The organism is Pseudomonas kulmbachensis, assembly GCF_963681935.1.
In the GTDB taxonomy this organism is placed as follows: domain Bacteria; phylum Pseudomonadota; class Gammaproteobacteria; order Pseudomonadales; family Pseudomonadaceae; genus Aquipseudomonas; species Aquipseudomonas kulmbachensis.
In genome coordinates this window covers 704244-717177 of sequence record NZ_OY817088.1, presented here as the reverse complement: position 1 = coordinate 717177, position 12934 = coordinate 704244, and the positions used below count along the sequence as shown (strand labels likewise).

13 protein-coding genes are annotated in these 12934 nt (G+C 57.6%); 10 read left to right on the top strand and 3 right to left on the bottom strand.

What is annotated here, in order from left to right:
- Positions 1 to 119: 119 nt before the first annotated feature.
- A complete protein-coding gene (locus U5A05_RS03460) occupies positions 120 to 668 on the top strand; it encodes a tetratricopeptide repeat protein (RefSeq protein WP_261740818.1) in 549 nt (182 codons plus the stop codon).
- A 100-nt stretch (positions 669 to 768) separates the two neighbouring features.
- Here U5A05_RS03460 and U5A05_RS03455 read toward each other — a convergent pair whose 3' ends face one another.
- On the bottom strand, positions 769 to 1095 hold the full coding sequence (locus tag U5A05_RS03455) for a DUF1820 family protein (protein WP_019411970.1): 327 nt from the start codon (positions 1093 to 1095) through the stop codon (positions 769 to 771).
- A gap of 132 nt (positions 1096 to 1227) precedes the next feature.
- Here U5A05_RS03455 and miaB point away from each other — a divergent pair, with 132 nt between their 5' ends.
- The 5 genes from miaB to lnt all read left to right on the top strand — a co-directional run bounded on the left by miaB (position 1228) and on the right by lnt (position 6642).
- On the top strand, positions 1228 to 2556 hold the full coding sequence (gene miaB / locus U5A05_RS03450) for a tRNA (N6-isopentenyl adenosine(37)-C2)-methylthiotransferase MiaB (protein WP_261740815.1): 1329 nt from the start codon (positions 1228 to 1230) through the stop codon (positions 2554 to 2556).
- A gap of 190 nt (positions 2557 to 2746) precedes the next feature.
- Positions 2747 to 3766: a PhoH family protein gene (locus U5A05_RS03445; RefSeq protein ID WP_261740814.1), complete on the top strand. Its 1020-nt coding sequence runs from the start codon at positions 2747 to 2749 to the stop codon at positions 3764 to 3766.
- Positions 3759 to 4217 carry an rRNA maturation RNase YbeY gene (ybeY, locus tag U5A05_RS03440; RefSeq protein WP_261740813.1) on the top strand — a complete coding sequence of 153 codons (459 nt, stop codon included), beginning with the start codon at positions 3759 to 3761 and terminating at the stop codon, positions 4215 to 4217. Before U5A05_RS03445 ends, ybeY begins: the two co-directional genes overlap by 8 nt.
- A 40-nt stretch (positions 4218 to 4257) precedes the next feature.
- The gene (locus U5A05_RS03435; RefSeq protein WP_169873169.1) at positions 4258 to 5097 is read left to right on the top strand and encodes an HlyC/CorC family transporter; all 840 of its coding nucleotides are present in this window, start codon (positions 4258 to 4260) and stop codon (positions 5095 to 5097) included.
- A gap of 21 nt (positions 5098 to 5118) precedes the next feature.
- Complete coding sequence (gene lnt, locus U5A05_RS03430) at positions 5119 to 6642, top strand: apolipoprotein N-acyltransferase (protein ID WP_321835753.1); 1524 nt, start codon at positions 5119 to 5121, stop codon at positions 6640 to 6642.
- Between the two features lie 126 nt (positions 6643 to 6768).
- Here the strand turns inward: lnt and U5A05_RS03425 are convergent, their stop codons facing one another.
- Together U5A05_RS03425 and U5A05_RS03420 are read right to left on the bottom strand one after the other, a co-directional pair.
- Positions 6769 to 7530, bottom strand: a complete 762-nt coding sequence (locus U5A05_RS03425) for a YdcF family protein (protein ID WP_261740811.1) — start codon at positions 7528 to 7530, stop codon at positions 6769 to 6771.
- A 146-nt stretch (positions 7531 to 7676) separates the two neighbouring features.
- Positions 7677 to 7976, bottom strand: coding sequence for a hypothetical protein (locus tag U5A05_RS03420; protein ID WP_261740810.1), 300 nt, complete (start codon positions 7974 to 7976; stop codon positions 7677 to 7679).
- A 233-nt stretch (positions 7977 to 8209) separates the two neighbouring features.
- Between U5A05_RS03420 and leuS the strand changes: the two genes are divergently transcribed.
- The 4 genes from leuS (at position 8210) to arfA (ending at position 12928) form a co-directional block, all read left to right on the top strand.
- Positions 8210 to 10816 carry a leucine--tRNA ligase gene (leuS, locus tag U5A05_RS03415; protein ID WP_261740809.1) on the top strand — a complete coding sequence of 869 codons (2607 nt, stop codon included), beginning with the start codon at positions 8210 to 8212 and terminating at the stop codon, positions 10814 to 10816.
- Positions 10817 to 10905: 89 nt separating this feature from the next.
- Positions 10906 to 11511, top strand: a complete 606-nt coding sequence (locus tag U5A05_RS03410; RefSeq protein ID WP_261740808.1) for an LPS-assembly lipoprotein LptE — start codon at positions 10906 to 10908, stop codon at positions 11509 to 11511.
- Positions 11512 to 11553: 42 nt separating this feature from the next.
- Complete coding sequence (gene holA, locus U5A05_RS03405; RefSeq protein ID WP_321835748.1) at positions 11554 to 12591, top strand: DNA polymerase III subunit delta; 1038 nt, start codon at positions 11554 to 11556, stop codon at positions 12589 to 12591.
- Between the two features lie 187 nt (positions 12592 to 12778).
- Entirely contained in the window at positions 12779 to 12928 is a 150-nt protein-coding gene (arfA, locus tag U5A05_RS03400) for an alternative ribosome rescue factor ArfA (protein WP_003444166.1), read from the top strand.
- The last annotated feature ends 6 nt before the right edge of the window (positions 12929 to 12934 follow it).

Sequence of the window (12934 nt, the reverse complement as noted above, 5' to 3'; positions counted from 1 at the left end):
CGGTCACGCAGCAGAAAAACGAGTAAAGACTTTGTAAGGTTGCCTCTGCTTATTTCATAATGCGCGCCTATATATCCCACGGTCGGGTTAACCCGTCTTTCAGAGGTACGTCGATTCCCATGAACCGCACCGGCCGCGCCCTTGCACTGGGCTGCCTGTTGCTCCTACAACCGCTGCTTGTCCAGGCAGGCGGTAACTCGTTGTTGATCCCAGCGATGGGTCGCTGCACCCTCAATACTCAGCCTGAAGACCTCGCCGAGGCGCTTGCGGCATGCGTAGAGGCGGCGAAAACCGGGGATGCAGAAGCCGAATACGAGTTAGGCGAGTTCTATTACGACGGTAAAAACACACCTCGCGACCTGAATCAGGCCCTAAGTTATTTCGAGCAGGCATCGCTGCAAGGCCACGCCATGGCCCAGTTCCAGCTCGGCACCATGTTCTTCAAGGGCGAAGGCGTACCGGCCAATAACATTCAGGCGTATATCGTGCTGAAAATGGCCGCAGTAAACGGCGCCGAAGACGCATTGGACACCGCCGACCTGGTGGCAGAGCAAATGCCTCGTGACCAGCTGGAAACCGCCACCCAGATCCTGGGGCAGATTTTCCGCAAGTACCTGCAAGAACTGCAATCGACCGACGCCCGCTCGCCGTTTTCGCCGTTGCCTTGAAACCGTTGCCGCCCAACGTGCCCGCAATTTGAAGCGAGCACAAACCTGTAGCCGTGCCTGAGCTAACGCCTACAGTTGAACCCCGGCAGCATGGATAGCCTTACTTTTCCGGCATCGGAAACGGGAATGGCATTACGTTGCTGACGCCACGGGCTTCGCTGATTTTCGGCGTACCCAAGCGTTCAACCTCGTCGATACGCACAATCGAGTGCATCGGCACAAAGCTGCGCACCACGCCTTCGAATTGAGCTTTGAGTTTTTCTTCGCTCGGGTCGACGACCATTTGCGTACGCTCACCGAAGACGAATTCCTCTACTTCCAGGAAGCCCCACAGATCACTTTGGTAGATCTGCTTGGCGTACATTTCGAACACCTGGCCCTGGTTAAGGAAAATCACCTTGTAGATTGGAGCTTCACGTTTGGTCATGGTGGGCGGGTAAGCATCTGGAGGTATAAAAGAGGGCGCGAACTATAGCATAGCCGTCGGACGCACAATGCTAGGAAGCAACGGCTATGACCCCTATAATGCGCGGTTCTTTGAATCACTTGATGAACACCCATGGCCAAGAAGCTTTACATCGAAACCCACGGTTGCCAGATGAATGAGTACGACAGCTCGCGCATGGTCGACCTGCTGGGTGAACATCAGGCCCTGGAAGTCACGGCGCGCGCCGAAGACGCTGATGTCATCCTGCTTAATACCTGCTCGATCCGTGAGCGAGCCCAGGACCGCGTGTATTCGCAACTGGGCCGCTGGCGTGAGCTGAAATTGGCCAACCCCGACATGGTGATTGCCGTGGGCGGCTGTGTTGCCAGCCAGGAAGGTGCGGCGATCCGTGATCGCGCCCCTTACGTGGACGTGGTTTTCGGCCCGCAGACCCTGCACCGCCTACCGGAAATGATCAACGCTGCTCGCCTCACCAAGCTGCCGCAGGTCGATGTGTCGTTCCCTGAAATCGAAAAGTTCGACCATCTGCCAGAACCGCGTATCGATGGCCCAAGTGCCTATGTCTCGGTGATGGAAGGTTGCAGCAAGTACTGCACGTTCTGCGTGGTGCCTTACACCCGCGGCGAAGAAGTCAGCCGCCCGTTTGATGACGTATTGGCCGAGGTGATTCACCTGGCTGAAAACGGCGTGCGCGAAGTCACCCTGCTGGGCCAGAACGTAAACGGCTATCGCGGTCTGACCGAAGGCGGCCGTCTGGCGGATCTGGCCGAGCTGATTCGGGTAGTGGCCGCAATCGACGGCATCGAGCGCATCCGTTACACCACCTCTCACCCGCTGGAGTTCTCCGACAGCCTGATCCAGGCTCACGCTGAGGTTCCGGAGCTGGTCAAGCACCTGCACTTGCCGGTGCAATCGGGCTCGGACCGCATCCTGTCAGCGATGAAGCGCAACCACACGGCTCTGGAATACAAATCCAAGCTACGTAAACTGCGCGCGGCCGTACCGGGCATCTGCATCAGTTCCGACTTCATTGTCGGTTTCCCTGGCGAGACCGAAAAAGACTTCGAACAGACCATGAAGCTGATCGAAGACGTGGGCTTCGACTTTTCCTACTCGTTTGTCTACAGCCAGCGCCCGGGCACCCCAGCAGCAGATTTGGCTGACGACACGCCAGAAGAGCGCAAAAAAGAGCGTTTGAACGCGCTGCAACATCGCCTCAACCAACAGGGTTTTGAGATCAGTCGCCAAATGGTCGGCTCCATCCAGCGAATTCTGGTGACGGACTACTCGAAGAAAGACCCTGGCGAACTGCAGGGCCGCACCGAGAACAACCGCATCGTTAACTTCCGCTGCGACAACCCGCAGCTGATCGGGCAATTCGCCGACGTACACATTGATGCAGCCCAACCGCACTCGTTACGTGGATCGTTGCTGAACTGACAGACAACCTGTAACCGCTGCCGAAGGCTGCGATGGGATAGCCTTCAAGGCCTTGGCCCACTTCGTGGGCTATCGCAACCTACGGCAGCGGCTACAGGTTTTATGTCGCATCAGTAAGTCCTTTCACCCATGACCTGCTAGCGTTATCCTTGATTTCATCTCAATTGCCTAAGGGCGGCTAAATACGACCTTGAACGCACCCATCGAACCACATCGTTTTCTTCTCGAGCCATTTGAGGCTCGCCGTTTCGCCAATCTGTGCGGACAATTCGACGAGCATTTACGCTTGATCGAACAACGCCTGACGATCGAAATCCGCAATCGCGGTAACCAGTTCGAACTGATCGGCGACCCAAAAACCACCTCTTCAGCAGAACACCTGCTGCGCCGCCTGTACCGCGAAGCCAAGGCTTCCGAGCTTTCGCCGGACATGGTGCATCTATTCCTGCAGGAATCTGCCGTAGAAGATCTCGCCAGTAACCCGGTGGCTGAAGCCAGCGTTTCGCTGCGTACCAAAAAGGGCATGATTCGCCCTCGCGGTATCAACCAGCAACGCTACGTCAAAGAGATTTTGGGCAACGACATCAATTTCGGGATTGGCCCAGCGGGTACGGGTAAAACCTATCTGGCCGTGGCCTGCGCCGTTGATGCACTGGAACGCGAGCAAATCCGCCGCATCCTGCTGGTACGCCCGGCGGTAGAAGCTGGCGAAAAGCTCGGTTTCCTGCCCGGCGATCTGTCGCAAAAAATCGACCCATACCTGCGCCCGCTCTACGACGCGCTGTATGAAATGCTGGGCTTCGAGTACGTAGCCAAGCTGATCGAGCGCCAAGTGATCGAAGTTGCGCCGCTGGCTTATATGCGCGGTCGCACACTGAACAACAGCTTTATTATTCTCGACGAAAGCCAGAACACCACCGTCGAACAAATGAAGATGTTCCTGACCCGTATCGGCTTTGGCTCCACCGCCGTGATCACCGGTGACATCACCCAGATTGACCTGCCAAAAGGCACCAAGTCCGGCCTGAACCATGTCATCGAAGTGCTCAAGGATGTACCGGGCATCAGCTTTACCCACTTCCAGTCCAAAGACGTCGTGCGCCACCCGCTGGTGCAGCGCATCGTAGAAGCCTATGGCCGCTACGAACAGGAAGCCGCAGACAAGCTGGCCGCACTGCCCGCTGCAAAGGATTACCGTCACGATGCTTGAGCTTGACCTGCAACTGGCCACCGAGGCCAAAGCCCCCAGCGAAGACCAGTTCCGCCAATGGTGCGAACTGGCTCTGCGCCAGCGCACCGCCGATTCGGAAATGACCATTCGTCTGGTAGACGAGGCCGAAGGTCGTGAGTTGAATCACACCTGGCGCCAGAAAGACTACGCCACCAACGTGCTGTCCTTCCCGGCTGATGTGCCCGACGAATTTCTGGATATCCCGTTGCTGGGCGATCTGGTTATTTGCGTAGCAGTGGTTGAACGCGAAGCCGCTGAACAAGGCAAAAGCCTTGAGGCCCACTGGGCCCATCTGGTGATTCACGGCTGCTTGCATCTTCTGGGTTACGACCATATAGAAGATGAAGAAGCCGAAGAAATGGAAGCACTGGAACGAACGTTGCTTGCAGAACTGGGTCATCCTGATCCGTATGCAGACGACGAAACTTGATAAACCCACTGAAACTACCAAGGGATACGAGTAAATCGCTATGAGCGAAGACCGATCGAGCAACGGGCAAAAGTCATGGTTAGGTAAGCTGACCCAGGCCTTTGCCCATGAGCCGAAAAACCGCCAGGAGCTGCTTGAGCTGCTGCGCGAAGCACACCAGAACAAACTATTGGACAGTGAAGCGCTGGCCATCGTCGAAGGCGCCATTCAAGTGGCTGACCTGCAAGTACGGGACATCATGGTTCCGCGCTCGCAGATGATCAGCATCAAGGCGACCCAGACCCCCCGTGAATTTCTCCCGGCGATCATTGATGCCGCGCACTCGCGCTACCCGGTGATCGGCGAAAGCCACGACGACGTCCTGGGCGTCCTGCTGGCCAAAGACCTGCTGCCGCTGATCCTTCAAGAGAACGGCGACAAGTACAACATCAAGGATTTGCTGCGTCCGGCGACTTTTGTCCCTGAGTCCAAGCGCCTTAACGTGTTGTTGCGTGAGTTCCGCGCCAACCACAACCACATGGCCATCGTGATTGACGAATACGGCGGCGTGGCGGGTCTGGTGACGATTGAAGACGTTCTGGAACAGATCGTCGGCGATATCGAAGACGAGCACGATGTCGAAGAAGACAGCTACATCAAGCCGCTGCCCAGCGGTGATTTCCTGATCAAGGCTCTGACCCCGATCGAAAATTTCAACGAGTTCTTCGATACTGAATTCTCCGACGATGAATTCGACACCGTTGGCGGCTTGGTCATGAGCGCGTTCGGGCACTTGCCAAAACGCAACGAAATCACTGAAATCGGCCCATACCGCTTCCGCATTCTGAATGCTGACAGTCGCCGGATTCACTTGATCCGCCTGACGCCTATTGCCCGCTAAACCTCAACACCAAGGATTGAAATGCGCTGGATAACCTCCCCCGGCTGGCCCGGTAACTTGCTGGCTGTGGTGGCCGGCGCACTGACAACCCTGGCGTTGGCACCTTTCGACATCTGGCCAATAGCACTCGTTGCCTTGGCCGTGTTCTACCTCGGCTTGCGCGACCTGACTCCCAAACAGGCATTGGGTCGTGGCTGGTGTTTCGGCTTCGGCCTGTTTGGCGCTGGCACCAGCTGGATCTACTACAGCATTCACCATTTCGGCGGCGCGTCCGTGATGCTGGCCGGACTGCTGATGCTGGCGTTCACGGCAGCGATTGCCTGGTTCTTTGCCCTGCCCGCCTGGTTGTGGGCGCGCTGGATCCGCCGTAACGAAGCTCCGCTGGCCGACGCACTGGCGTTTGCTGCCCTGTGGGTCGCCCAGGAAGCTTTCCGCGGCTGGTTCCTCACCGGTTTCCCGTGGCTGTACTCCGGCTACAGCCAGCTCGACGGCCCACTGGCCGGGCTCGCACCATTGGGTGGCATGTGGCTGATCTCGTTCACTCTGGCCCTGACCGTAGCGCTTCTGTGCAACCTGCCACGCTTGATCAAGACCCGGCGTAAAGCCTTTGTCGTGGCTGGCGTAGTGTTGCTGCTCGGTCCTTGGTGCATTGGCTTGGCGCTCAAGCACCATGCCTGGACCAGCCCTTCGGGTGACCCACTAAGCGTGGCTGCGATCCAGGGCAATATCGAACAAAGCATGAAATGGGATCCGGCGCAGCTTAATGCGCAGTTGGCCCTGTACCGCGACATGACCTTCAGTTCCAAACGTGCCGATCTGATCGTTTGGCCCGAAACGGCTATCCCGGTGCTCAAAGAAAATGCCGAAGGGTTTTTGACCATGATGGGCCGGTTTGCCGCTGATCGAAATTCAGCGTTGATTACCGGTGTACCGATCCGCCAGGAAGTGCGTCACGAGTCGCGATTCTTCAACGGTATTACAGCCGTCGGTGAAGGCGATGGCATTTACCTGAAGCAGAAACTGGTGCCATTTGGCGAATACGTACCGCTTCAGGATGTTCTGCGCGGCGTGATCGCATTCTTTGATCTGCCGATGTCCGACTTTGCCCGCGGCCCGGCCGAGCAAGCCATGCTGCAAGCCAAGGGTTATCAGATCGCACCACTTATTTGCTATGAAGTGGTGTACCCGGACTTTGTGGCCAGCCTTGCTGCCCAGAGCGACATTTTGCTGACCATTAGCAACGACACCTGGTTCGGCACCTCGATTGGCCCGTTGCAGCACTTGCAGATGGCGCAAATGCGCGCCCTGGAAGCCGGGCGCTGGATGATCCGGGCGACCAACAACGGCGTGACTGCACTGATCAACCCGTTCGGGCAAATCACCACGCAAATCCCGCAGTTCGAGCAAGGCATCATGTATGGCGAAGTAGTGCCCATGCACAACCTCACGCCTTACCTGCAATGGCGCTCGTGGCCGCTGATCATCCTGTGCAGCCTGCTCATTGGCTGGGCACTGATCACCAGCCGGATTGCCAAGACGGTTTAGTGCTCACATAACCCGCTGCTCACAAGCCATTGTGGGGGGGCGGGCCTGCTCGCGAACGCATCACTGACCGCAGCGTTTGCATCGCGAGCAGGCCCACTCCCACAGCAGGCAGGTTACTCCCCTCAATTACCGATAAAACAACGGGTAGGAAATCTGCCCCACTGCCTCGTTGATCAGTAACCCGGACTGCCAGAACGACTTGTATTCGGGCATCCAGCCCCCCAGCGGGCGCGCATTGTCGGCACTCAAGAACCCGACAGGTGCGGGCACCACCTCAAAACCGGCCTTTTCGAAGCACCAAACTGAACGCGACATATGCCAGCCGTGAGTCACCACGACCACGCGCTTGATACCCAGCGGCAACAGAATGTCGGCTGTCATTTTGGCGTTTTCCCACGTGGTCCGGCTTTTCTCTTCTTTCCAGCGCACTTGCACATCAAAGTCATCACGCAGTGAATCCGCCATCAACTGCGCTTCGCTAGGTGGCGTACCGTAATGCAATCCACCTGTGGTCAATACCGGCAGGCCTGATGCCTTGGCCAGGCGGGCTGCATAGCGCTGGCGCTCCAGGCCGATGCCTGTCGGCTGATCACTGCCCCAAGCCGGATCACCCCGCTCACGCCCTGAGCCCAGCACCACGATCGCGTCAGCGCGCCCGGCCAGCGTCGACCACTCGCTCTGAGCCAGCGCGGGCTCTCGCTCGAGCAAGCGGGCGCTCCACTCCACCATGATCGGCAAACTCATCAACCAAAGCCCGCCCACCCCTAGGGCAAACAGTACGCCCGCCAAACGCGGGCGTGAACGCCGCAGCCACCAGGCGAGTACCAGGAGCAGCAAAAGAATTCCGGGAGGTAAAAGAAGTTGTTTCAAAAAATATCGAATAGGCATCGGGCATCTCCAAAGATGCCCGAAGCCTAAGTGGGTTGAGTGACCGCATCAACAGCGCTGGTTAGAAACTCAAACACAATCGCCTTATGCATCAACCCGGGGTGTACCTCTGATTAATACGATTTTCACTGAAGGGCCGGTTTGAATCACCGGGTGACCCTTCCCCCCTGCACCCTGTCCTTGAGCCAGATGACCTTGGCTTTATAAGGGGCATCCTGTTGGTTCATGCTGCCTTGCGAGCGTTCTACAGCCTCACGCCCGATCCGGTTCAAATAGATGTTGATCAACTCCAGTTCGGCACGACTCAAGCCTCGCAACTCCAACTCGACAGGACGTTCATCACGTAATTGGACAGCCGTCTTTGCTGAATCAAGAGCCACACTCAAACGATCGATCAGCCGCTCATACACTTGCGATGTTGCTACGCTGCGTTGCAACTCTGCCATCCGTTCACCTCATTTAAGGAAATCAATCTCCCCCAGACAGAGCTTAGCCGCGCTTGTAAAACCAGAGTGCTGCCGCGACCAACGGAGTGATGTGGCAATCAGGGTTTCCCTCGATAGAGCGGGGTCATGTATGCTACGGGACTTCCTGTAACCCCTGCTCCAACCTGATCGGCAACACTGTCGCCGGTCTATGTTGAAGAGGATTAGGCCACCCTTTATTAGTACAAGTAGCCATGCACGAACAATATCAGCCCCGTGAAATAGAAGCCGCCGCCCAATCATTCTGGGACAACCAAAAGTCCTTCGAAGTCAGCGAAGATCTAGGCAAAGAGACGTTCTACTGCCTATCGATGTTCCCGTACCCAAGCGGCAAGCTACACATGGGGCACGTGCGCAACTACACCATCGGTGACGTGATCTCCCGCTACCAGCGCATGCTTGGCAAGAATGTCCTGCAACCTATGGGCTGGGACGCCTTCGGCATGCCGGCTGAAAACGCCGCGATGAAAAACAAGGTCGCGCCGGCCAAGTGGACCTACGAAAACATCGCCTACATGAAAACCCAGCTGCGTAGCCTGGGTCTGGCTGTTGACTGGTCCCGCGAAATCACTACCTGCCAGCCGGATTACTACCGCTGGGAACAATGGCTGTTCACTCGCCTGTTCGAAAAAGGTGTGATCTACCGTAAAAACGGCACCGTGAACTGGGACCCGGTGGACCAGACCGTACTGGCCAACGAACAAGTGATCGACGGCCGCGGCTGGCGTTCGGGCGCGGTGATCGAAAAACGCGAAATCCCGATGTATTACTTCAAGATCACCGCCTACGCGGATGAACTGCTCGAAGGCCTCGACGATATGCCAGGCTGGCCTGAGCAGGTCAAAACCATGCAGCGCAACTGGATTGGCAAATCCCGCGGCATGGAAGTGCAGTTCCCTTACAACGTCGAGTCCATCGGCGAAGCGGGCGCACTCAAAGTCTTCACCACCCGTCCGGATACCCTGATGGGCGCAACCTACGTGGCCGTAGCTGCCGAGCACCCGCTCGCCACCCTGGCTGCGCAAAACAGCCCTGAGCTGCAAGCGTTTATCGCTGAATGCAAAGGCGGCAGCGTTGCCGAAGCCGACATGGCGACCCAAGAGAAAAAGGGCCTGCCAACGTCGTTGTTCGTCGAACACCCGCTGACCGGCGAAAAGCTCCCGGTATGGGTCGCCAACTATGTATTGATGCATTACGGCGACGGCGCAGTCATGGCCGTGCCTGCACACGACGAGCGTGATTTCGAATTCGCCACCAAGTACCACCTGCCGATCACCGCGGTAGTGCGCACCAGTGCTGGCGACGAATCCCCTGCTCCATGGCAGGACGCCTATAACGAGCACGGCATTCTGATCAACTCAGGCGAGTTTGACGGCCTGAACTTTGATGAGGCATTCGCAGCCATCGAAGCCGCCTTGACCGCCAAAGGCTTGGGCCAGTCACGCACCCAGTTCCGCCTGCGTGACTGGGGCATCAGCCGTCAGCGCTACTGGGGCTGCCCGATCCCGATCGTGCATTGCGACACCTGTGGCGACGTTCCGGTACCTGAAGACCAGTTGCCTGTGATCCTGCCAGAAGACGTCGTACCCGATGGCGCAGGTTCGCCACTGGCGCGCATGCCCGAGTTCTACGAGTGCAGCTGCCCTAAATGCGGCGCACCGGCCAAGCGCGAAACCGACACGATGGACACTTTCGTCGAGTCGTCGTGGTACTACGCCCGCTACGCCTCGCCGCACTATGAAGGCGGTCTGGTCGAGAAGTCGGCAGCAGACCACTGGTTGCCGGTTGATCAGTATATCGGCGGCATCGAACACGCAATCTTGCACCTGCTGTATGCGCGCTTCTTCCACAAGCTGATGCGTGACGAAGGCCTGGTCAGCTCCAACGAGCCGTTCAAGAACCTGCTGACTCAGGGCATGGTGATCGCCGAGACTTACTTCCGTACGCTGGACAACGGCGGCAAGGACTACTTCAACCCGGACGACGTGGAAATCGAACGTGATGCCAAGGCCAAGATCATCGGCGCCAAGCTGAAGACTGATGGCCTGCCAGTAGAAATCGGCGGCACGCAGAAAATGTCCAAGTCGCTGAACAACGGCGTCGATCCGCAATACATGATCGAGCAATACGGCGCAGACACCTGCCGCCTGTTCATGATGTTTGCTTCGCCGCCTGACGCAAGTCTGGAATGGTCCGACTCGGGTGTTGAAGGCTCGCACCGCTTCCTCAAGCGTGTATGGCGCCTGGCCCATGCCCACGTAGGCCAAGGCCTGCCGGGCGCGTTGGATATCGCCAGCCTGAACGATGAGCAAAAAGTCGTTCGCCGCGCCATCCACCATGCTATCAAGCAAGCAAGCCAGGACGTTGGCCAGCATCATAAATTCAACACTGCCGTCGCCCAGGTGATGACCGTGATGAACGTGCTCGAAAAAGCACCGCAAGTGACCGAGCAAGACCGCTCCCTGTTGCAGGAAGGTCTTGAGACTGTTGCACTGGTACTGGCACCCATCACTCCGCACATCAGCCATGAGTTGTGGAACCAGCTAGGCCACGCCGGCGCCATCATCGACGCAGCATGGCCCACCCTGGACGAAAGCGCGCTGGTACAAGACACCCTGCAACTGGTTATCCAGGTCAACGGCAAGCTGCGCGGGCATATCGAAATGCCAGCCAGCGCCAGCCGTGAAGATGTTGAAGCCGCTGCCCGTACCAACGAAAACGTACTGCGGTTTACCGAAGGCCTGACGATTCGCAAAGTCATCGTGGTGCCCGGCAAACTGGTCAATATCGTCGCCAGCTAACTGGAACAGGCGCCCATGCCATGCACGGGCGCCCAACAAGACCTTCAGGGCCGCTTAGTCGGCCTATCTGGTTTCAAGGGGAGCAACACATGATCAAACGCAACTTGCTGGTGATGGGTCTCGCAATTTTGTTGAGCGCCTGCGGCTTCCAGCTGCGCGGCACCGGCACCAACCAGCTGACGATCACCGAACTCAACGTCAGCGCTCGCAACGCCTATGGCGATACCGTGCGCCAGCTGCGTCAGGTACTGGAAAACAGCGGTGTAAAACTCACCGCCAATGCGCCATACAAACTGATCTTGACCAACGAGAAAGAAACTCAGCGCGCTGCCACCTACTCCGGCAACGGTGGCACCGTCGAGTATCAACTGACCAACGTAGTGAGCTATGAAGTACGTGGCCAGAACAACTTGCCGCTACTGAACGACCGAGTTGAGGCGCAAAAAGTTGTCATGGAGGACGGCAGCAACATTGCTGGCGCCAACCAGGAAAGCCTGCTGATCCGCAAAGAGATGCGTCGCGACCTCATTCAGCAACTGGTCATGCGCCTGGAGCAACTGACCCCGGCCAAGCTGGAAAAACTGCAAGAGCTCGCAGATGCGAAGGCCAAGGCTGAAGCCGATGCCATTGAAGCTGCACGCAAGGCTCAAGAGGAAACTCCTCAACAGTCGCCACTTGAACTGCAAAACCAGTAAGGCATACGGGGCGCTCAAGCGCCCCGCTATCGTTATAGCCCTATGAAACTCGCCCCCGCTCAACTCGCCAAGCATCTGCAAGGCAATCTTTCGCCTGTCTACATCATCAGCGGCGATGACCCGTTGCTGTGCCAGGAAGCTGCCGACGCCATTCGCAGTACTGCACGCCAGCAAGGTTTCGACGAACGCCAGGTCTTCAGCGCCGATGCCAGTTTTGACTGGGGCACGTTGCTGCAAGCGGGCGCCAGCATGTCGCTGTTTGCCGAAAAGCGCCTGCTGGAACTGCGCTTGCCATCGGGCAAGCCCGGCGACAAGGGCGCGGCAGCACTGATTGAATACTGCTCACGCCCGGCCGAAGACACCTTGCTGCTGATCAGCCTGCCCAAGCTTGATGGCAGCGCGCAGAAGACCAAATGGGGCAAGGCGCTTATCGAAGGGCCACAGACCCAGTTCGTGCAGATCTGGCCAGTGGACGCCAACCAGTTGCCACAATGGATTCGCCAGCGCTTGTCTCAAGCTGGCTTGTCAGCCAGCCAAGACGCCGTTGAACTGATTGCCGCAAGGGTCGAAGGCAACCTGCTGGCCGCTGCGCAAGAAATCGAAAAGCTCAAGTTAATGGCCGAAGAGGGCCAAATCACGGTTGAAACAGTGCAAGCGGCGGTAGCCGATAGTGCGCGTTTTGACGTGTTTGGCCTGGTGGATGCCGTGCTCAACGGCGAAGCTGCCCACGCCTTGCGCATGCTTGAAGGCCTGCGCGGCGAAGGCGTTGAGCCTCCGGTAATTTTGTGGGCACTGGCACGCGAGCTGCGGGTGCTGGCCAATATTGCATTGCAATACAGCCAAGGCATTCCGCTGGACAAGGCTTTCAGCCAGGCACGCCCACCGGTGTGGGACAAGCGCAAGCCACTGATGAGCAAAGCCTTGCAGCGTTACTCGGCACAACGCTGGGCACAATTGCTGCTGGATGCGCAACATGTCGATGCGCAAATCAAGGGTCAGGCAGCGGGTTCGGCCTGGAGCAGCCTGGGCCGTCTCGCCCTGTTGATGTGTGGGCAACGGCTGAATTTGCCTGCGCAATAAAGGCAAAACCTTGTAGATACTCTGTTCCAGGTCAAGCCCCAGTGGGAGCGAGCCTGCTTATTGATGGGCCAGCGGCCCATATCGCAGCCTTCGGCAGCGGCAACAGAGGGTTATGCCGTCGGGCTGGACAATGCAAAAAATCTGGCCGATGATTTGTGCTTGTTTAAACCCAGTGAGAGCAAATGCCATGAGCAAGCGCCCCAACAAGGCCAAATCCATTGTTGCCCAACCCCTGTTCCGCAGCCGCCAGGAACGCCCCGCCAAAGGCAAAGGCAGCTACCGCCGCGAAGCCTTCCAGTCGAGAGACCGGGAGGCTTTTTACTTTCTGGCTGCCTGACAGCGG

What these genes read in the sequence shown, in the direction of transcription:
- U5A05_RS03460 (WP_261740818.1), top strand. Translation starts at nt 120, where the DNA reads ATGAACCGCACCGGCCGCGCCCTTGCACTGGGCTGCCTGTTGCTCCTA.
- U5A05_RS03455 (WP_019411970.1), bottom strand. Translation starts at nt 1,095, where the DNA reads ATGACCAAACGTGAAGCTCCAATCTACAAGGTGATTTTCCTTAACCAG.
- miaB (WP_261740815.1), top strand. Translation starts at nt 1,228, where the DNA reads ATGGCCAAGAAGCTTTACATCGAAACCCACGGTTGCCAGATGAATGAG.
- ybeY (WP_261740813.1), top strand. Translation starts at nt 3,759, where the DNA reads ATGCTTGAGCTTGACCTGCAACTGGCCACCGAGGCCAAAGCCCCCAGC.
- U5A05_RS03435 (WP_169873169.1), top strand. Translation starts at nt 4,258, where the DNA reads ATGAGCGAAGACCGATCGAGCAACGGGCAAAAGTCATGGTTAGGTAAG.
- lnt (WP_321835753.1), top strand. Translation starts at nt 5,119, where the DNA reads ATGCGCTGGATAACCTCCCCCGGCTGGCCCGGTAACTTGCTGGCTGTG.
- U5A05_RS03425 (WP_261740811.1), bottom strand. Translation starts at nt 7,530, where the DNA reads ATGCCTATTCGATATTTTTTGAAACAACTTCTTTTACCTCCCGGAATT.
- U5A05_RS03420 (WP_261740810.1), bottom strand. Translation starts at nt 7,976, where the DNA reads ATGGCAGAGTTGCAACGCAGCGTAGCAACATCGCAAGTGTATGAGCGG.
- leuS (WP_261740809.1), top strand. Translation starts at nt 8,210, where the DNA reads ATGCACGAACAATATCAGCCCCGTGAAATAGAAGCCGCCGCCCAATCA.
- U5A05_RS03410 (WP_261740808.1), top strand. Translation starts at nt 10,906, where the DNA reads ATGATCAAACGCAACTTGCTGGTGATGGGTCTCGCAATTTTGTTGAGC.
- holA (WP_321835748.1), top strand. Translation starts at nt 11,554, where the DNA reads ATGAAACTCGCCCCCGCTCAACTCGCCAAGCATCTGCAAGGCAATCTT.
- arfA (WP_003444166.1), top strand. Translation starts at nt 12,779, where the DNA reads ATGAGCAAGCGCCCCAACAAGGCCAAATCCATTGTTGCCCAACCCCTG.